This is a genomic window from Streptomyces sp. Inha503, from assembly GCF_047215865.1.
Classification (GTDB): domain Bacteria; phylum Actinomycetota; class Actinomycetes; order Streptomycetales; family Streptomycetaceae; genus Streptomyces; species Streptomyces lycopersici.
Genome location: NZ_CP178360.1, coordinates 5403943 through 5423647, shown reverse-complemented (window position 1 = coordinate 5423647; position 19705 = coordinate 5403943). Strand labels below are relative to the sequence as shown.

At 70.6% G+C, this 19705-nt stretch carries 12 protein-coding genes; 8 read left to right on the top strand and 4 right to left on the bottom strand.

The features are described 5' to 3' along the window. Positions 1-136: 136 nt before the first annotated feature. From ACJX2R_RS22270 to ACJX2R_RS22260, 3 genes are all read left to right on the top strand, one after another. Complete coding sequence (locus ACJX2R_RS22270; RefSeq protein ID WP_413101557.1) at positions 137-1018, top strand: ComF family protein; 882 nt, start codon at positions 137-139, stop codon at positions 1016-1018. Between the two features lie 315 nt (positions 1019-1333). Continuing rightward, positions 1334-2023 (top strand): ribosome hibernation-promoting factor, HPF/YfiA family, encoded by a 690-nt coding sequence (gene hpf, locus ACJX2R_RS22265; protein ID WP_020870848.1) that lies wholly within the window; start codon positions 1334-1336, stop codon positions 2021-2023. Between the two features lie 222 nt (positions 2024-2245). Continuing rightward, the gene (locus ACJX2R_RS22260) at positions 2246-2995 is read left to right on the top strand and encodes a response regulator (protein WP_014061176.1); all 750 of its coding nucleotides are present in this window, start codon (positions 2246-2248) and stop codon (positions 2993-2995) included. Between the two features lie 78 nt (positions 2996-3073). Here ACJX2R_RS22260 and ACJX2R_RS22255 read toward each other — a convergent pair whose 3' ends face one another. Together ACJX2R_RS22255 and ACJX2R_RS22250 are read right to left on the bottom strand one after the other, a co-directional pair. Further along, positions 3074-4270, bottom strand: a complete 1197-nt coding sequence (locus ACJX2R_RS22255; protein ID WP_262705830.1) for a winged helix-turn-helix domain-containing protein — start codon at positions 4268-4270, stop codon at positions 3074-3076. A 98-nt stretch (positions 4271-4368) separates the two neighbouring features. Then, entirely contained in the window at positions 4369-5052 is a 684-nt protein-coding gene (locus tag ACJX2R_RS22250) for a GNAT family N-acetyltransferase (RefSeq protein ID WP_413101556.1), read from the bottom strand. A gap of 242 nt (positions 5053-5294) precedes the next feature. Here ACJX2R_RS22250 and secA point away from each other — a divergent pair, with 242 nt between their 5' ends. After that, positions 5295-8141 carry a preprotein translocase subunit SecA gene (gene secA / locus ACJX2R_RS22245; protein ID WP_413101555.1) on the top strand — a complete coding sequence of 949 codons (2847 nt, stop codon included), beginning with the start codon at positions 5295-5297 and terminating at the stop codon, positions 8139-8141. 564 nt (positions 8142-8705) lie between these two features. Here the strand turns inward: secA and ACJX2R_RS22240 are convergent. Beyond that, positions 8706-8999: an Rv3235 family protein gene (locus tag ACJX2R_RS22240; protein ID WP_413101554.1), complete on the bottom strand. Its 294-nt coding sequence runs from the start codon at positions 8997-8999 to the stop codon at positions 8706-8708. Positions 9000-9903: 904 nt separating this feature from the next. Between ACJX2R_RS22240 and ACJX2R_RS22235 the strand changes: the two genes are divergently transcribed. Next, entirely contained in the window at positions 9904-10410 is a 507-nt protein-coding gene (locus ACJX2R_RS22235; RefSeq protein WP_262705852.1) for a DUF6912 family protein, read from the top strand. A gap of 36 nt (positions 10411-10446) precedes the next feature. After that, positions 10447-11115, top strand: coding sequence for an HAD family hydrolase (locus ACJX2R_RS22230; protein WP_413101553.1), 669 nt, complete (start codon positions 10447-10449; stop codon positions 11113-11115). A gap of 126 nt (positions 11116-11241) precedes the next feature. Here the strand turns inward: ACJX2R_RS22230 and ACJX2R_RS22225 are convergent, their stop codons facing one another. Then, positions 11242-11808: a DJ-1/PfpI family protein gene (locus tag ACJX2R_RS22225; protein ID WP_413101552.1), complete on the bottom strand. Its 567-nt coding sequence runs from the start codon at positions 11806-11808 to the stop codon at positions 11242-11244. Between the two features lie 454 nt (positions 11809-12262). Between ACJX2R_RS22225 and ACJX2R_RS22220 the strand changes: the two genes are divergently transcribed. Next, entirely contained in the window at positions 12263-17239 is a 4977-nt protein-coding gene (locus tag ACJX2R_RS22220) for an NAD-glutamate dehydrogenase (protein WP_413101551.1), read from the top strand. Between the two features lie 196 nt (positions 17240-17435). Next, positions 17436-19685 carry a CDP-glycerol glycerophosphotransferase family protein gene (locus ACJX2R_RS22215; RefSeq protein ID WP_413101550.1) on the top strand — a complete coding sequence of 750 codons (2250 nt, stop codon included), beginning with the start codon at positions 17436-17438 and terminating at the stop codon, positions 19683-19685. Positions 19686-19705 lie beyond the last annotated feature (20 nt).

The following is a 19705-nucleotide window of genomic DNA, read 5'->3' as shown; positions in this document are numbered from 1 at the left end:
CAGGTCCAGGTCTGCCGCGGTCGGTCCGCCCCGGCTCTTAGGCCAGGACATCGATCGGGGGTGGCCGGTTGTCCACATGTGCGCGGTTGTCCACAAGGGGTGGCGCGGTGGCCTGACCACCGGGACAGTGGTGTTCATGCGGGGATGGTGGCAGGAGATCTCTGATCTGGTGCTGCCGGCCGACTGCGCCGGATGCGGTCGGCCGGGAGGCACGCTGTGTGGCCGTTGTCGTGGAGCGCTGCGCGGGTCCGGGGCGCGCCGGGTGGAGCCGAGCCCGGCGCCGCCGGGGCTGCCGGTGGTCCATGCGGCGGTGGATTACGTGGACGAGGCGCGGGCTGTGCTGCTCGCGCACAAGGAGCGGGGAGCGCTCCGGCTGGCGCGGCCGCTGGGCGAGGCGCTGGCGAGAGCCGTGCGGGCGGCCTGCCCTGGCGGCGGGCCCGGTGCGGGGCCCCGGGGGCGGGCGGCCGTGGGATCGGGCGCGGTGCGCGGGGCGGGACCGGGCACTGGATCCGGCATGAGACCAGGGGCCGGACCGGGTACGGGACCCGGTGCCGGAGCGAGCATGAGACAGGAGGCCGGGCCGGGTACGAGACCCGGTGCCGGACCGGGGGTGAGGCCTCACGGAGCGCCGCTGCTGCTGGTGCCGGTGCCGTCGGCCCGGCGCTCGGTGGGCGCCCGGGGGCATGACCCGGCCCGGCGGATCGCGCTCGCCGCGGCGAGCACGCTGCGCGCCGACGGGCGCCCGGCGAGGGTCCCGGCCGTGCTGTGCCAGCGGCGCCGGGCGATCGACCAGTCGGGGCTGGACGCGCGGCAGCGGCGGGCGAATGTGACCGGAGCGCTGGGGGCGGTCCCCGGCGGCGGACGGCTGCTGGTGGCGGGCCCGGTAGTGGTGGTGGACGATCTGATGACCACAGGAGCCTCGCTCGCGGAGGCGGCACGGGCGGTGAGGGCGGCCGGAGGGCTGGTCATCGGCGCCGCCGTGGTCGCGGCTCCCCTGACGGCCACCATCCGGAACTGATTACGAAGCCGCATCGTTGCAGGTGATAAGCGTGGCAAAGCGCCTGATCGGAGGTACGGGCCGGTAGGGGGTGCCGACTTCCGACCGGTCGAGCTATGTTCGGTTGTGAGGAATGGCGGGTGCTATGACTCACTTATCCGCTTGGCGTGTTTTGCCTGCATTCTGGTGAGGCTTGGAACAAACGGGATTGAGATCCTCCCCGTGGGAAGGAGGAGCTGAAAGCGCCAAGCCGGTGGCTCCGGAAGACGCCGGAGCCAAGTGCACAAGGGATGACGCTCCGATACTGACTGGAGCTACCCGGGAACGGAGTTCTGCGTGGACATCGTCGTCAAGGGCCGTAAAACTGAGGTGCCCGAGCGGTTCCGGAAGCACGTGGCCGAGAAGCTGAAGCTGGATAAGATCCAGAAGCTCGACGGCAAGGTGATCAGCCTCGACGTCGAGGTGTCCAAGGAGCACAACCCGCGGCAGTCCGACCGCGCCGACCGAGTGGAGATCACGCTTCGCTCGCGCGGCCCGGTGATCCGGGCGGAGGCCGCCGCGGCCGATCCGTACGCAGCGCTGGACCTGGCGGCCAGCAAGCTGGAGGCACGGATGCGCAAGCAGCACGACAAGCGCCATACGCGCCGTGGCAACGGTCGAATTCCGGCCAGCGACGTGGCCATCACGGTGCCCAACGCGGCGCGTATCAACGGGCATGGGGATATCGCCCCCCAGCGCACGACGGAGACCGTCCCCACCACCCGGATGGGCCCCCTGGAAGTCCAGGGCGAGGGCCCTCTGGTGGTCCGGGAGAAGACGCACGCCGCGGCTCCCATGTCGCTCGACCAGGCTCTCTACGAGATGGAGCTGGTCGGGCACGACTTCTATCTGTTCGTCGACTCCGACACCAACCGGCCCAGCGTCGTCTATCGGCGGCATGGCTATGACTACGGGGTGATTCATCTTCAGCCGGAAGCGTTCGTCGGAGAGGCAGCCGGCGGCGCCGGCGGCGCACTCGGTGGCTGACCGAGAAATTCAGCCGAATCCAGCCTGACATGTAAGTGGTGCCCCGGAGCGTCTGCGCGCCCCCCGGGGCACCTCCGTGCGACCACGGCGGGACCATTCCACCGTCCGGGCATGAAATCATGGCCGGGCGGCCAACCGGTGTACCGAAAGCACCGGTTGACGCCAGACCAAGTGCACCCAGGGTGCGGACCGCAAGGGCCATGGCCTTCAGGGGGAGGAACGATGGCGGACAGCTTCGGGCCCGTGTCCGACGCCGGTGAAGACCATGGCGTCGGTCCGGACGGGGGCGAGCCGCGCGGCGAACCGCGCAAGGAGCCGATTCGGGTCCTCGTCGTGGACGACCACGCGCTCTTCCGGCGTGGATTGGAGATCGTCCTGGCCCAGGAGGAGGACATCCAGGTCGTCGGCGAGGCGGGGGACGGGGCCGAGGCCGTGGACAAGGCGGCGGATCTGCTGCCGGACATCGTCCTGATGGATGTGCGGATGCCCAAGCGCGGGGGGATCGAGGCGTGCACCGCCATCAAGGAGGTGGCACCCAGCGCCAAGATCATCATGCTGACGATCAGCGATGAGGAAGCCGATCTCTACGACGCGATCAAGGCAGGGGCCACGGGCTATCTGCTGAAGGAGATCTCGACCGACGAGGTCTCGACCGCCATCCGGGCGGTGGCGGACGGCCAGTCGCAGATCAGCCCGTCGATGGCGGCCAAGCTGCTGACCGAGTTCAAGTCGATGATCCAGCGCACCGACGAGCGGCGGCTGGTGCCCGCGCCCCGGCTCACCGACCGGGAGCTCGAGGTGCTCAAGCTGGTGGCGACCGGAATGAACAACCGGGATATCGCCAAGGAGCTGTTCATCAGCGAGAACACCGTGAAGAACCACGTGCGCAACATTCTGGAGAAGTTGCAGCTGCACTCCAGGATGGAGGCCGTGGTGTACGCGATGCGGGAGAAGATCCTCGAGATCAGGTGAGGTTTCGCCTCGCCACCAGGGGCTAGGATCCCGGGGCCAGGTCCCCGGGGCCGAAGCCCCGGGTGAGCCGAGGTCGGTTCAGGCGACCGCCGCCGAGACCGCCGCCGTGAGCGGTGCGGCCAGCTCCGGGCGGTCCACGCGCTCGACTCGTACGGCGTCACAGCCCACCCATTCGGCCGCCTCCCGCAGCGCCTGCGCCATGGGGGCCACGGCCTTCGGCGACTCCAGGGACACCTGCCGCGCCACCAGGGTCGTCCCCTCCCGGGCCGGATCGACCCGGCCCAGCAGCCGCCCGCCCGACAGCAGCGGCATGGCGAAGTAGCCGTACACCCGCTTGGGCCTGGGCACATACGCCTCCAGCCGATGGCTGAAGCCGAAGATCCGCTCGGTGCGCGCCCGGTCCCATATCAGCGAGTCGAAGGGCGACAGCAGAGTGGTGCGGTGCCGACCGCGCGGCGGGGTGGCCAGCGCCTCGGGGTCCGCCCAGGCCGGTTTGTCCCAGCCCTCGACCGCCACCGGCACCAGCCCCGAGTCCGCGATCACCGCCGCCACCTGCTCGCCCTTGAGCCGGTGGTAGTCGGCGATGTCCGCCCGCGTGCCCACGCCCAGGGACTGCCCGGCCAGCCGGACCAGCCGGCGCAGACACTCCCGATCGTCCAGGTCGTCATGGAGCAGCGCGTCCGGCACGGCGCGCTCCGCCAGGTCGTACACCCGCTTCCAGCCGCGCCGCTCGACGCACACCACCTCGCCGAACATCAGCGCCCGCTCGACCGCGATCTTCGCGGCCGACCAGTCCCACCACGGCCCGCCGTTCTTGGCCCCGCCCAGCTCCGTCGCGGTCAGCGGGCCCTCCGCGCGCAGCTGCTTCACCACCGTCTCGTACACCCCGTCCGGCAGCTCGTGGTGCCAGTGCGGACGGACGCGGTAGGCGCGGCGCCGGAAGGCGAAGTGCGGCCACTCCTCGATGGGCAGTACGCAGGCGGCATGCGACCAGTACTCGAAGGCGTGGGTGCCCGTCCAGTACGCCGACTCGACCGTCTTACGGCCGACCGCGCCCAGCCGTGCGTACGGAATCAGCTCATGGGAGCGGGCCAGCACCGAGATCGTGTCCAGCTGCACCGCGCCCAGGTGGCGCAGCACGCCCCGCACCCCGCCACGCCGGTCGGGGGCGCCGAGCAGCCCCTGGGCGCGCAGCGCGATCCGGCGCGCCTCGTCGGCGGAGAGGGTGACCTCGGGCGTGCGGTCCACGGCGGATCCGGTGGCGGCGTTCGTCATGCGCGCCACCGTAGTGGCACCCACTGACAACGCCGCCGCCGACGCCCGCGCCCGCCGGATGCCCCGCGCCCGGGCCCCTCGGACCGCCGACGCCGCCCTCAGGCGACCGACGGCGCCGTGGACGCCCGGCCGGATGCCTGGCCGGTCGCCTGGTCGGACGCCTCCTGCTCCTCCTGGGGCGCGTTGGCCGCCACGGACGCCTTGGCGGGCAGATACGGCGTCGTCGACGGCAGCCCCCAGTCGGAGGGCAGCAGCGCGCCCCGCCAGGCGTCCCGCCGGGTCCCCTGGTGGACGATCCGGGCGCGGTCCGTCCCCTCCATCCGGAAGCCCACCCCGAGGGCGACCGCCCGCGAGCCCTCGTTCCCGGCCTCGCTGCACCACTCCAGGCGCTCCACCCCGAGCCGGGTGAACGCCCACTCGATCACGGCCCGCGCCGCCTCGCCCGTATAGCCGTGCCGCCGCCGCTCGCGCGCCGTCCAGTAGCCGAGCTCGGCCTGGTGCTCGGGGGAGCGCAGATGGGCCAGCCGCACCAGGCCCATGGCGCCCACGAGGGCTCCGTCACTCTTGGTGACCACCGCGAAGTCGTAGGTCACGTCGTCACGCCAGTTCTCGGGGCAGATCCGGCCGGTGAAGTCCTCCGCGTGCGCGCGTTCGTAAGGGGATGGCACGCTGGTCCATCGCTGGATGTCCGGGTCCTGACAAGCGGCGAAGACCGCGTCCGTGTCGGAGGGGCGGAAGGGGCGCAGGATCAGGCGCTCGGTGGTGAGGGTGACAGGCTCCATGCGACCCGAGTCTGCGCCGCCGTCGTCACTCACCGCGAGCGGTTTCGGCGAATTGGAGGGCACCTGGGGGGCCTCTCGGGCGTTGACACGGTGAGGTGACATCCGGTCCTCGTGGTGACGGACCTCCCGGCGTGCCGGGGTCTGTCTTACGATGGCCGTTGCGGCGGGGCCTGCGCCCCTTGACAATGCCGCGCCAGCGCACCCCGACCGTGCCAGGCCCGACCGGCAAGGAGCCAGCCTACGTGTCCGTCCTCAACAAGCTCATGCGTGCAGGCGAAGGAAAGATCCTGCGCAAGCTGCACCGCATCGCGGACCAGGTCAATTCCATCGAAGAGGACTTCCTGTCCCTCTCCGACGCCGAGCTGCGCGCCCTCACCGACGAGTACAAGCAGCGGTACGACGACGGTGAGTCCCTCGACGACCTGATGCCCGAAGCGTTCGCCACGGTGCGCGAGGCGGCCAAGCGGGTGCTCGGACAGCGTCACTACGACGTCCAGCTGATGGGCGGCGCGGCGCTGCATCTCGGGTATGTCGCCGAGATGAAGACCGGTGAGGGCAAGACCCTGGTCGGCACCCTCCCGGCGTATCTGAACGCGCTGTCGGGCAAGGGCGTCCACCTCATCACGGTCAACGACTACCTGGCGGAGCGCGACTCCGAGTGGATGGGCCGGGTGCACCGGTTCCTCGGCCTGGAGGTCGGCTGCATCCTCGCCAACATGACCCCGGCGCAGCGCCGCGAGCAGTACGCGTGCGACATCACCTACGGCACCAACAACGAGTTCGGCTTCGACTATCTGCGCGACAACATGGCGTGGTCGAAGGACGAGCTGGTCCAGCGCGGCCACAACTACGCGATCGTCGACGAGGTCGACTCGATCCTGGTGGACGAGGCCCGTACGCCGCTGATCATCTCCGGCCCGGCCGACCAGGCCACCAAGTGGTACGGCGACTTCGCCAAGCTGGTCACCCGGCTCACCCGCGGCCAGGCCGCCGAGCCGCAGAAGGGCCAGGAGGAGACCGGGGACTACGAGGTCGACGAGAAGAAGCGCACCGTCGGCATCCATGAGTCCGGGGTCACCAAGGTCGAGGACTGGCTGGGGATCGACAACCTCTACGAGTCGGTCAACACCCCGCTGGTCGGCTACCTCAACAACGCGATCAAGGCCAAGGAGCTCTTCAAGAACGACAAGGACTACGTCGTCCTGGACGGCGAAGTCATGATCGTCGATGAGCACACCGGCCGTATCCTCGCGGGCCGCCGCTACAACGAGGGCATGCACCAGGCCATCGAGGCGAAGGAAGGGGTGGAGATCAAGGACGAGAACCAGACGCTCGCCACGATCACCCTCCAGAACTTCTTCCGCCTCTACGACAAGCTCTCCGGCATGACCGGTACGGCGATGACCGAGGCCGCCGAGTTCCACCAGATCTACAAGCTCGGCGTGGTCCCGATCCCGACCCACCGGCCCCTCGCCCGGCTCGACCAGTCCGACCTGATCTACCGCACCGAGGTCGCGAAGTTCGACGCGGTGGTCGAGGACATCGTCGAGAAGCACACCAAGGGCCAGCCGGTCCTGGTCGGCACGACCTCCGTGGAGAAGTCCGAGTACCTCTCCCAGCAGCTCGCCAAGCGCGGGGTGCCGCATGAGGTGCTCAACGCCAAGCAGCACGACCGGGAGGCGACGATCGTCGCCCAGGCCGGCCGTAAGGGCGCCGTGACCGTCGCGACCAACATGGCGGGCCGCGGTACCGACATCAAGCTCGGCGGCAACCCCGACGACCTCGCCGAGGCCGAGCTGCGCCAGCGCGGTCTGGACCCGGTGGAGCACTCCGAGGAGTGGGCCGCCGCGCTGCCCGCCGCCCTGGAGAAGGCGGAGGCCGCGGTCAAGGCCGAGTTCGAGGAGGTCAAGGAGCTCGGCGGGCTGTATGTGCTGGGCACCGAGCGCCATGAGTCGCGCCGGATCGACAACCAGCTGCGCGGCCGCTCCGGCCGTCAGGGCGACCCGGGCGAGTCCCGCTTCTACCTCTCCCTCGGTGACGATCTGATGCGGCTGTTCAAGGCGCAGATGGTCGAGCGCGTCATGGCGATGGCGAACGTCCCGGACGACGTCCCGATCGAGAACAAGATGGTCACGCGGGCCATCGCCTCCGCCCAGTCGCAGGTCGAGCAGCAGAACTTCGAGACCCGTAAGAACGTCCTGAAGTACGACGAGGTCCTCAACCGCCAGCGCGAGGTCATCTACGGCGAGCGCCGCCGCGTCCTGGAGGGCGAGAACCTTCAGGACCAGGTCGGCCACTTCATGAACGACACCATCGAGGCCTATGTGCGGGCGGAGACGGTCGAGGGCTTCGCCGAGGAGTGGGACCTGGACCGGCTGTGGAGCGCCTTCAAGCAGCTCTACCCGGTCAGCGTGACCGTCGAGGAACTGGAGGAGGAGGCCGGCGACCGCGCCGGGATCACCGCCGAGTTCATCGAGGAGTCCATCAAGGACGACATCCACCAGCAGTACGAGGCGCGCGAGGAGCAGCTGGGCTCCGAGATCATGCGTGAGCTGGAGCGCCGGGTCGTGCTCTCCGTCCTGGACCGCAAGTGGCGCGAGCACCTCTATGAGATGGACTACCTCCAGGAGGGCATCGGGCTGCGCGCGATGGCCCAGAAGGACCCGCTGGTCGAGTACCAGCGCGAGGGCTTCGACATGTTCCAGGCCATGATGGAGGGCATCAAGGAGGAGTCCGTCGGCTATCTGTTCAACCTGGAGGTCCAGGTCGAGCAGCAGGTCGAGGAGGTTCCGGTCGAGGCGGCGGAGGAGCAGGTCGCCCTCGAGAAGGACGTACAGGACGCGGTGCCGGCGGGCGCGCCGTCCGCGGGATCCTCGGCCGCCCGCCCCGAGATCCGCGCCAAGGGCCTGGAGGCCCCGCAGCGGCCGGACCGGCTGCACTTCTCCGCTCCGACGGTGGACGGAGAGGGCGGCGTCGTCGAGGGCGACTTCCCCAACGGGGAGGCTCCGCCGCCGCCTCGGTCGGAGGCTGATGGGCTTACGCGGGCGGAGCGGCGCAAGGCGCAGAAGGGGCGCCGCCGTAAGAAGTAGGTAACCGGGCTGCCGGGCTACTGGGCTGCCGGGCTGGGGTGTACGGGCCGGGGCGCCGCGCGAGAGCGTGGCACCCCGGCCCGTCGCGTTGTGCCCCCGCCCGTCCGGCGGGTTTGGTGGATCGGGTCGGCTTACGGTGTCGGCCCCCGGCGTCCTGGGCCTTGTCGGGGTCCGGCGGGCCGTGCGGCGGAGCCGCGGTATCGATGCTTTCCCCTCCCCGCCCCTTCCCGTAACCGGGGCCCAGCCCCGGGCCCCTGCCAGGGCTCCGCCCCTGGACCCCGCTCCTCAAACGCCGGAGGGGCTGGGTTGGCTCCCCGGGCTGGGTTGGCTCCCCGTCCCTTGCCGCAGCAGCGGTATGCGGCTTCGGCCGCGTGACAGGGGCGGAGACCCGCCGTGCGGCGGGGCCGCATATTGATGCCGTGGGAAGGGGCGGAGCCCCTGGTAGCGGGAAGGGGCGGGGAGGGGAAAGGCCCGCCGGGCACCACACCCCACAGGTGCCCTTGGGCGTCGCAGCCCCGGCCGGGGAGCAACCCGCCGCAGGCGTCGAGATCCGTCGGACACCACCTACGCGAGCGGCCCGAGGTCGATGGCGGCGCAGCGCCAGCGGGCGTCGGCGCCGAGCTCGAGCCGGAACGCGAGCGCTGTGAGCCGGTCTCCGGAGGCGATCCGGGCGAACGCCTCGATCACCCCGTGCCGGGGCTGGTACTCGCCACAGCGCCGCACCAGGGGCGCTGTGGCCCGCTCTCCGGCGGGGCGCAGCGGCGCGCGCGGGGCGAGTTCGATCAGCTGGTCGTAGGCGGCCGGGAGGGCGTGCCCGAGGAGGGTGTGGATGGGGCGCTGGCCGCTGAGGGTGAGCACCAGCCGGTTGGCGAACCAGTAGCGCGGCAGCCGATCCCGCTCCCGCCACGCCGCGGCGGCCGCCGCGGACCGCGATACGGCCGCGGCGCGTGACGCCGCGGGCGCGCGGTGCGCGGCCGGGGTGGGCGGTGTGGCGACCCTCGGAGCGGCCGGGGTGGGCGGTGTGGCGATGCCCCAGGTGGCCGTCGCGGCCGTTGTGGGTGGCGCGGTTGGGGCAGGGGGTGTGGTGCTGTGTGGTGCCGTCGTCGCGGGTGGTGCGGCTGTCGTGCGTGCTGTCCCGCTGTGCCGGGCAGTCGTCGTGCGGGTTGTCTGGGGTGGTGCGGTGGTGGGCGGCGTGGCCGCCGTTGTGGGTGGCGCGGTTGGGGCAGGCGGTGTGGCGCTGTGTGGTGCCGTCGGCGTGGTCGGCGCGGTCGGCGTGGTTGGGGTAGGGGGTGTGGTGTCGTGTGGTGTCGTCGTTGTGGGGGTGCGGGGGCGGCGGGGGTCCTTGCGGCCCGGGGGGCCGCTTCGGCCGCGTCGCCGTGCGGCCTCCCCGGTCCCGGCACCCGTCGCCGTGGTCCGATCCGTCGTGCGGACGCCCTCGCCCATCCCTCTCGCCCCGTTCTCCGCGGCCCGGTCGAATACCGGGCGGTAGCTTTCGTCGGGGAGTCTTCTACCGGCGGGTTTTCGGGGTCCGCAATGCGCCTGACCCGTGGCCGCGGCCGGCGTCGCGGTTCACCTATTCGGGGCATGCGGCGGATCGTCGGTCCCGGTCATCGGCTCGAGCGCGGCGCGATCCCGTCTTCGTACGGCCCCGTCGGCACCTGTCCCCCGAAAGGGGACCACCGGCCCTTCGCGGAAGGCTCGGGCGCGGGGACGGGCGAATCGTATGCTGGGGGCCTATCGGTCTCTGATGAAAGCGGCAGCCATGCGCGTCTACGTCCCCCTGACCCTCTCCGGTCTCGCCGAGGCGTACAAGGAGGGCCAACTGGGGCCGACGCCGCTGACCGCCTACGCGGTCACCCCGGCGCTCCGCGAGTGGTATGTGTCCGACGACATCGAGGAGCTGGAGTACGCGGCGCTGAGCCGGGCCGCGCAGGCGTCACTGCGGCTGCTCGCCGTCGACCCCCGGGCGCCCCGCCGCCGGGTCGTGGTGGCCGTGGACGTGCCCGACGGGCAGGCGGTCGCCGATCCGGACCGGGGGCTGGACCAGTCCGCGCTGGGCGAGGTGCGGATCAAGGCCGCCATACCGCTCGCGAAGGCCGCTGCCGTGCACCTGGACGCCGACGACGCCGAGCGGGACATCGCCGCGGCCGCCGACGCGCTCGGCGCGGCGGACCTCGGTGACGACGACGCGCAGTTCACCGTGGACGGCGCCGAGGACCACGAACTGCTCTGGTACGCCACCCAGGAGATCCCCAATCTGATCGGGTGATGCCCCGCTGTCCGACCCTCCGGGTACGGTCGTGGGATGGGGAAGAACCACGTGACGCACCTCGTCTGGGACTGGAACGGCACGCTGCTCCACGACATCGACGCCGTGATCTCGGCGACGAACGCCTCGTTCCAGGAGATCGGGCTGCCGCCGATCACCCTTGAGCGCTATCGCGACCTGTACTGCGTTCCGGTGCCCCGCTTCTACGAGCGGCTGATGGGGCGGCTGCCCTCCGACGAGGAGTGGGCGGTCATGGACGCGGTGTTCCACCGGCACTACTGGGCGCTGGCCGAGTCCGCCGGGCTGGCGATCGGTGCCCGGCAGCTGCTCACCGAGTGGCAGGAGGCGGGTCTCACCCAGTCGCTGTGTTCACTGGCCCCGCATGAGTATCTGCTCCCCCTGGTGCGGACGCATGGCATCGAGCGCCATTTCGTCCGGGTGGACGGCCGCACCGGGCAGAGCAACACCGGCAAGGCCGAGCAGATGATGCGCCATATCGCCGCGCTCGAAGGGATGCCGCCGCAGCGGATGGTGGTGATCGGGGACGCCCTGGACGACGCGGTGGCGGCGCGGCACGTGGGGGCGCGGGCCGTGCTCTACACGGGCGGTTCGCACAGCCGGGCCAGCCTGGAGGCGGCGGGGGTGCCGGTCGTGGACACGCTCGAGGAGGCCGTACGGGAGGCGGAGCGCATGGCCGACGAGTGAGACGAGCGAGCTGAGTGAGACGAGCGAGCCCGGTGAGCTGAGTGAGGCCAGCGAGCCTGGTGAGCTGAGTGAGCCGGGTGAGACAAGGGTCCCCTCGGTCGCACCGCCCTCAACCCACCGCCGCCCTCACACCACCGGCGCCTTCGACCGCAGCGCCGCCAGGAACTCCCGCATCCACGCCGGATGGTCCGGCCACGCCCGCGACGAGATCAGCGTGCCGTCGACCACGACCTCCGCGTCCTGGTAGTCCGCCCCCGCCGCCTGCATGTCCGGCTCCAGCGCCGGGTACGCGGTGACCCGCCGCCCGGTCAGGCCGCCCACGGCCGCCGTCAGCAGCGGGCCGTGGCAGATCTGCGCCACCGGCTTGTCCGCGTCGAAGAACGCCTTGCAGATCTTGCGCAGTTCGGGGTCGTTCCGCAGATACTCCGGGGCCCGGCCGCCCGGGATCACCAGGGCGGTGTACCGGCCGGGGTCCACCTCGGAGAAGGCCAGGTCGGCGGGGATCGTATAGCCCGGCTTCTCGGTGTAGGTGTCGAAGCCCTCCTCGAAGTCATGGACCACCAGGCGCAGCGTCTTGCGGCTCGGGGCCGCGATATGGACCTCGTACCCCTCCTCGCGCAGCCGCTGGTACGGGTAGAGCACCTCCAGCGATTCGGCCGCGTCGCCGGTCACCAGCAGGATCTTCGCAGCCATGCCACGCACCTCCAGGTCCACGCCTACCACCGTGCTTACCACCGTCCAGATCACGGTGCATCCGCGTCCACGCTTTGCCAAGGGTGCGTGAGCGGCGCATCATCGGCCCGTGCGCGCCTCCCGGTCGCTGTCCATTTCGTCAAACTTCAGGGCCCGGTTTTGTACACGAACGGCTCATGACGACCCCCTGGGGAGGAGCGATAGCCTTACTGCGTGATCAGCGCGATAGTCCGTGAGGGCAACGAGGCCCTCGCTCCGCGCCCGGCGCCCCACCAGGTCCGGGCCCGAGCCGCCGCTGACCCGTGGCGCGTGGGGTCTTGGTCACTTACGGCCGAGTACACCCCGGCCATTTCCCGATCCGGCATACCGTCGTTCACGACCGGATTTTTCGCGTCGCGGCGTCATGCCACCGCCATCGATGTCACGCAACGGCGCGCGACAGGAGCCAGAGGACATGCAGACCAAGCTGGACGAAGCCAAGGCCGAGTTGCTCGAACGGGCCGCCCGGGTCGCTGAGAACAGCCCTGCCGGGGGGCAACCGGTGCAGGGCCCAGGACCGGAGACCCTGACCGCATACCTCCAGCACTACTACCTGCACACGCCTCCGGAGGACCTCGCCGACCGTGACCCGGTCGATGTCTTCGGGGCGGCGCTCTCCCACTACCGGCTCGCCGAGGTGCGTCCGCAGGGCACGGCGAACGTCCGGGTGCACACCCCGACCGTCGAGGAGCACGGCTGGACGTGCAGCCACTCCGTGGTCGAGGTGGTCACCGACGACATGCCGTTCCTGGTCGACTCGGTCACCAATGAGCTCACCCGCCAGGGGCGCGGCATCCATGTCGTGATCCACCCGCAGGTGATCGTGCGCCGTGACATCACCGGCAAGCTGATCGAGCTGCTCGACGTCTCCCCGGACGGCCCGTCCCGGAAGAAGCGGAAGAAGCTCCCGCACGACGCGGTCGTGGAGTCCTGGATCCATGTCGAGACCGATCGCGAGACCGACCGCGGCGATCTGAAGCAGATCACCGCCGATCTGCTGCGCGTCCTGTCCGATGTCCGCGAGGCCGTCGAGGACTGGGAGAAGATGCGCGACTCCGCGCTGCGCATCGCCGAGGGCCTGCCGGACGAGCCGAAGGCCGCCGAGGTCCGCGAGGAGGAGGTGGAGGAGGCCCGTGAGCTGCTGCGCTGGCTCGCGGACGACCACTTCACCTTCATCGGCTTCCGCGAGTACGAGCTGACGCAGATCCCCACCGAGGCCGGTGGCGAGGAGGACGCGCTGACCGCGGTGCCCGGCACCGGCCTCGGCATCCTGCGTTCCGACCCGCAGCACAAGGACACCGAGGAGAGCGCCCACGCGGGCCCCGGCACCCCGGTGTCCCAGGCCTTCAACCGGCTGCCGGCCGACGCCCGCGCCAAGGCGCGCGAGCGCAAGCTGCTGGTGCTGACCAAGGCGAACAGCCGCGCCACCGTCCACCGCCCCTCGTACCTCGACTACATCGGCGTGAAGAAGTTCGACGCCGAGGGCAATGTGATCGGCGAGCGCCGCTTCCTGGGGCTGTTCTCCTCCGCCGCGTACACCGAGTCGGTGCGCCGGGTGCCGGTGATCCGCCGCAAGGTCGACGAGGTGCTGGCGGGCGCGGGCTTCGCGGCCAACAGCCACGACGGCCGTGACCTGCTTCAGATCCTGGAGACCTACCCGCGCGACGAGCTGTTCCAGACCCCGGTCGACCAGCTCCGCTCGATCGCCACCAGCGTGCTCTACCTCCAGGAGCGCCGCCGGCTGCGGATGTTCCTGCGCCAGGACGAGTACGGGCGCTACTACTCCGCGCTGGTCTACCTTCCGCGTGATCGTTTCACCACCGATGTGCGGCTGCGGCTGACCGACATCCTGCTGGAGGAGCTGAGCGGCCGCCCGCCGGTCGACTTCACCGCCCTGCACACCGAATCGGTGCTCTCGCGGCTGCACTTCGTGGTCCGCGTCCAGCCGGGCACCGAGCTGCCCGACCTCACCGACTCCGATGTGGAGCGGATCGAGAGCCGGCTGATCGAGGCCGCCCGCTCCTGGGCCGACGGCTTCACCGACGCGCTGGTCTCCGAGGTCGGCGAGGAGCGCGCGGCAGAACTGCTCCGCCGCTACCAGAACGCCTTCCCCGAGGGCTACAAGGCGGACCACACCCCGCGCGGCGCCGTCGCCGACCTCCAGCACCTGGAGCGGCTGAAGGGCGGGGAGAAGGACTTCGCGCTCAGCCTCTACGAACCGGTGGGCGCGGCCCATGCCGAGCGCCGCTTCAAGATCTACCGGGCCGGGTCCCAGATCTCGCTGTCCGCGGTGCTCCCGGTGCTCAACACCCTCGGCGTCGAGGTGGTGGACGAGCGACCGTACGAGCTGCGCTGCTCGGACAAGACCACCGCCTGGATCTACGACTTCGGGCTGCGGCTGCCGCTGCGCGAGGGCGAGGCCCTGGCCGACGACGCCCGTGAGCGCTTCCAGAACGCGTTCGCCGCGGTGTGGACCGGCCAGGCCGAGAGCGACGACTTCAACCAGCTGGTGCTGGGCGCGGGTCTTGACTGGCGGCAGGCGATGGTGCTGCGGGCCTACGCGAAGTACCTGCGGCAGGCCGGTTCCACCTTCAGCCAGTCGTACATGGAGGACACCCTCCGTAACAATGTGCACACCACCCGGCTGCTGGTCTCGCTCTTCGAGGCCCGGATGTCGCCGGAGCGGCAGCGGGCGGGCCTGGAGCTCACCGACGCCCTGCTGGAGGAGCTGGACGCGGCGCTGGACCAGGTGGCCTCGCTGGACGAGGACCGCATCCTGCGCTCCTTCCTCACCCTGATCAAGGCCACCCTCCGGACCAATCACTTCCAGATGAACGGGGACGGCAAGCCGCACGACTACCTGTCGATCAAGCTGGATCCGCAGGCCGTGCCGGATCTGCCCGCGCCCCGCCCGGCGTACGAGATCTGGGTCTACTCGCCGCGGATCGAGGGTGTGCACCTGCGGTTCGGCAAGGTCGCGCGCGGCGGTCTGCGCTGGTCCGACCGGCGCGAGGACTTCCGCACCGAGATCCTCGGCCTGGTCAAGGCGCAGATGGTGAAGAACACGGTCATCGTCCCGGTGGGTGCCAAGGGCGGCTTCGTCGGCAAGCGGCTGCCGGACCCGTCCGTGGACCGCGACGCCTGGATGGCCGAGGGCATCGCCTGCTACAAGACCTTCATCTCCGGTCTGCTCGACATCACCGACAACCTGGTCGCCGGGCAGGTCGAGCCGCCGAAGGACGTGGTCCGCCACGACGGGGACGACACCTATCTCGTCGTCGCCGCCGACAAGGGCACCGCGACCTTCTCCGACATCGCCAACGACGTGGCGCAGGCGTACGGCTTCTGGCTCGGGGACGCGTTCGCCTCCGGCGGCTCCGCCGGGTACGACCACAAGGGCATGGGCATCACCGCCCGCGGCGCCTGGGAGTCGGTCAAGCGCCACTTCCGTGAGCTGGGCCATGACACCCAGACCCAGGACTTCACGGTCGTGGGCGTCGGTGACATGTCCGGTGACGTGTTCGGCAACGGGATGCTGCTGAGCGAGAACATCCGGCTGATCGCCGCCTTCGACCACCGGCACATCTTCCTGGACCCCAACCCGGACGCGGCCACCTCCTACGCCGAGCGCCGCCGCCTGTTCGAGCTGCCGCGCTCCTCGTGGGAGGACTACAACGCCGAGCTGCTGTCGGCGGGCGGCGGGATCCACCCCCGTACGGCCAAGGCCATCCCGATCACCCCGCAGGTGCGGGCCGCGCTCGGGATCGAGAAGCGGGTCGCCAAGATGACCCCGGCCGATCTGATGAAGACGATCCTCAAGGCCCCGGTGGACCTGCTGTGGAACGGCGGCATCGGCACCTACGTCAAGGCGTCCACCGAGTCGCACGGCGATGTGGGCGACAAGGCCAATGACGCGATCCGGGTGGACGGCCAGGATCTGCGGGTCAAGGTCGTCGGCGAGGGCGGCAACCTGGGCCTGACCCAGCTCGGCCGGATCGAGTTCGCCTCCAACGGCGGCCGGATCAACACCGACGCGATCGACAACAGCGCCGGTGTGGACACCTCCGACCACGAGGTGAACATCAAGATCCTGCTCAACGCCCTGGTCACCGAGGGCGACCTCACCCTCAAGCAGCGCAACAAGCTGCTCGCCGAGATGACCGACGAGGTCGGCGCGCTGGTGCTGCGCAACAACTACGCGCAGAACGTGGCGCTGGCCAACTCCATCGTCCAGTCCTCCAGCCTGCTCCACGCCCACCAGCGGCTGATGCGCCGCCTGGGCCGCGAGGGGCGGCTGGACCGGGCGCTGGAGTTCCTGCCCACCGACCGCCAGATCCGCGAGCGGCTCTCCGCCGGGCGCGGTCTGACCCAGCCCGAGCTGGCCGTGCTGCTGGCCTACGTCAAGATCACGGTGGCCGATGAGCTGATCACCACCGGGCTGCCCGACGACCCGTACCTCCAGCGGCTGCTGCACGCGTACTTCCCGCAGGCGCTGCGGCAGCGGTTCCCCGAGTACATCGACGGCCACGCCCTGCGGCGCGAGATCATCACCACGGTGCTGGTCAACGACACCGTCAACACCGCCGGGTCGACCTTCCTGCACCGGATGCGGGAGGAGACCGGGGCCTCCACCGAGGAGGTCGTGCGCGCCCAGACCGCGGCCCGCGCGATCTTCGAGCTGAACCAGGTGTGGGACGAGGCCGAGGCGCTGGACACGGTCGTCGACGCCGACATCCAGACCCGGATGCGGCTGCACTCGCGCCGGCTGGTCGAGCGCGGCACCCGCTGGCTGCTGAACAACCGGCCGCAGCCGCTCGCGCTGGCCGAGACGATCGACTTCTTCGGCGAGCGGGTCGGCGCGGTCCGGGCGCAGCTGCCCAAGCTGCTGCGCGGCTCCGACATCGAGTGGTACCAGCGGATCTACGACGACCTGACCGCCGCGCACGTCCCGGAGGACCTGGCGACCCGGGTGGCGGGCTTCTCCTCGGCCTTCCCGACGCTGGACATCGTGGCCATCGCGGACCGCACCGGAAAGGACCCGCTGGCGGTCGCCGAGGTCTACTACGACCTGTCCGACCGGCTGCGGATCAGCCAGCTGATGGACCGGATCATCGAGCTGCCGCGCGCGGACCGCTGGCAGTCCATGGCCCGGGTCTCCATCCGCGAGGATCTGTACGCGGCCCAGGCCGCCCTGACCGCCGATGTGCTGTCGGTGGGCAACGGCGGTTCCACGCCCGAGCAGCGCTTCAAGGCGTGGGAGGAGAAGAACGCCGCGATCCTTCAGCGGGCCCGCACCACGCTCGATGAGATCCAGTCGTCGGAGACCTTCGACCTGGCCAATCTGTCGGTCGCGATGCGGACGATGCGGACGCTGCTGCGCACCCACAGCTGACGGCCTCCGCACACGGCTGACGCGGTCGGCACACCCCTACGGCGCCCCCGGTGGACCTCATGTCCGCCGGGGGCGTTTGTCACCCGCTTGGGCGCCCCTCCAACGACCGAGCGGGCATACCGGGACGAACCCACCTAGCGTGGGTGGTCAGTGAGTGCTTCGCGCCTCGAACCGCCACCGCGTCCCGAGGAGCCTTATGCCCCGCTTCACCATCGTCATCGCCGCCTATCGCGTCCAGGGCTATCTGAGCGCCTGCCTGGACTCCGTGCTGACGCAGTCGTATCCCGACCTCGAGGTGGTCGCCGTGGACGACCGCTCACCGGACCACTGCGGCGCGATCATCGACGCGTACGCAGCGCGTGACAGCCGGGTCGTGCCCGTGCACCAGCGGGTCAACTCCGGTCCCGGCCGGGCCCGTAACGCCGGGGTGGAGCGGGCGAGCGGGGACTATCTGCTCTTCCTGGACGGCGATGACACCCTCGCCCCGGGGACCCTCCAGGGCCTCGCCGACCGGCTCGCCCTCACCCACGACCCGGAGATCCTCTACTTCAACCACGTACGCACCTACTGGTCGGAGCGCCGGGCGCCCAGCCTCTTCGGGGAACTGCTGGCCTCGGCGGGCACCGATGTCTTCTCCGCCGCCGAACGCCCTGAATTCCTGCGGCTGTTCGCGATGTCGTCCAATCGCGTCTACCACCGGGAGTTCTACGTCCGCCACGGCTTCGCGTTCAGCGAGGGCATTTACGAGGACGCCCTGCTCTCGTACAAGACGATGCTCACCGCGCGCCGAATAGCCTGTGTGGATCTGGTGGGCCTGGAATACCGGCAGCGGCGGGTCGGGGCCAGTACGTCAAGCCCCGGCGAGAAGCACTTCATCATCTTCCAGCAGTACGCCCGGCTCTTCGACTTCCTCGACGACCGGCCGCATCTGGACCCGCTGCGCCCGCTGCTCTTCGAGCGGGCCGTATCGCATTTCCTGTTCTGTCTGGACCGGACGTCCCGGGTGGCCACGGCGGACCGGCCGCGCTTCTTCGCCCGGGCCGCCGAGTGGTACCGCGCCCATCTCCCGGCGGGGTTCACCCCGCCGGTCGAGGGTCGCTGGCGCTTCGAGGCGCTGGCGTCCGGCTCGTTCCTCCGCTACCGCGAGCACGAACTGGCCGTACGGGCGGCCGCCGGGGCCCGCAAGCTGCGCCGGACCGTCCGGCCGCCGCTGGCGGCGCGCGCCAAGCAGGGCCTGTACCGGCTGCACCGGCAGCGGCCCGTCGACCCCCAGCTCGCCGTCTACTCCGCGTACTGGGGCCGTGGAGTGCTCTGCAACCCGGGGGCGATCTACCAGAAGGCGCGGGAGCTGGCGCCGGAGATCCACGGGGTGTGGGCGGTCAAGAAGTCGGAGATCGAGACCCTTCCGGAAGGCGTCGACTACGTCGTCACCGGCACCCGCGACTTCTACCGCACGGTGGCCCGCGCCAAATACCTCATCAACAACGTCAACTTCCCCAATGAGGTGGTGAAGCGGCCGGGCACGGTGCATTTGCAGACCTTTCACGGCACCCCGCTCAAATGCATGGGCCTGGACCAGCAGCGCTATCCCGCCGCCGCGGGCGGGATGAGCTTCGGCAATCTGCTCAAGCGCATCGACCGCTGGGACTTCGCCCTCTCCTCCAATCCGCACTCCAGCCAGATCTGGGAGCGGGTGTACCCCGCCGGGTACCGGCTGCTGGAGTACGGATATCCGCGCAATGACGTCTTCTTCACCGCGACCGAGGAGGACATCCGGCGGATCCGTGAGGAGTTGGGAATCCCGGCCGGGAACACCGCCCTCCTCTACGCGCCCACCCTCCGCGACTACCAGAAGGGGTTCACGCCCCGGCTGGACCTGGAGCGGCTCAGCCGCGAACTCGGCCCGGAGACCACGCTGTTGGTGCGGGCCCACTACTCCTACCGGCCGGATGACGAGCTGGCCCGGCTCCAGGAGGCCGGGCTGGTGATCGACGTCTCGCGCCACCGGTCGGTGGAGGAGCTGTGCCTGGCGGCCGACGCGCTGATCACCGACTACTCGTCGATGATGTTCGACTACGCCCTGCTGGACCGGCCCGTCGTGATCTACGCCGACGACTGGGACATCTACCGCTCCTCCCGCGGCGTCTACTTCGACCTGCTGTCGGGAGCCCCCGGCGAGACCCCGGGGGCCGTCGCCCGCGACGAGCGGGAACTGGTCGAGGTCTTCCGCGAGGGCCGCTGGTGCGACGCGGACGCGACCGCGCTGCGGACCGCCTTCCGGGCCCGCTTCTGCCGGTTCGACGACGGCCACGCGGCCGAGCGGGTGGTACGGGCCCTGATGCTGGGCCAGGACATCGCGCTCCCGCTCGCCCCCACGCCACGGACGCGGCCCCTGGCGGACAGCGCACCGGCCGCGCCGCGCGGCGGCCTCCTCACTGCCGAGTGACCGATCCGGATCCGCCGTGT

Bases quoted from the DNA above. Each gene is read 5' to 3' on its own strand.
- ACJX2R_RS22270 (WP_413101557.1), top strand. From the start codon at position 137: ATGCGGGGATGGTGGCAGGAGATCTCTGATCTGGTGCTGCCGGCCGAC.
- ACJX2R_RS22260 (WP_014061176.1), top strand. From the start codon at position 2,246: ATGGCGGACAGCTTCGGGCCCGTGTCCGACGCCGGTGAAGACCATGGC.
- ACJX2R_RS22255 (WP_262705830.1), bottom strand. From the start codon at position 4,270: ATGACGAACGCCGCCACCGGATCCGCCGTGGACCGCACGCCCGAGGTC.
- ACJX2R_RS22250 (WP_413101556.1), bottom strand. From the start codon at position 5,052: ATGGAGCCTGTCACCCTCACCACCGAGCGCCTGATCCTGCGCCCCTTC.
- ACJX2R_RS22235 (WP_262705852.1), top strand. From the start codon at position 9,904: ATGCGCGTCTACGTCCCCCTGACCCTCTCCGGTCTCGCCGAGGCGTAC.
- ACJX2R_RS22230 (WP_413101553.1), top strand. From the start codon at position 10,447: ATGGGGAAGAACCACGTGACGCACCTCGTCTGGGACTGGAACGGCACG.
- ACJX2R_RS22225 (WP_413101552.1), bottom strand. From the start codon at position 11,808: ATGGCTGCGAAGATCCTGCTGGTGACCGGCGACGCGGCCGAATCGCTG.
- ACJX2R_RS22220 (WP_413101551.1), top strand. From the start codon at position 12,263: ATGCAGACCAAGCTGGACGAAGCCAAGGCCGAGTTGCTCGAACGGGCC.
- ACJX2R_RS22215 (WP_413101550.1), top strand. From the start codon at position 17,436: ATGCCCCGCTTCACCATCGTCATCGCCGCCTATCGCGTCCAGGGCTAT.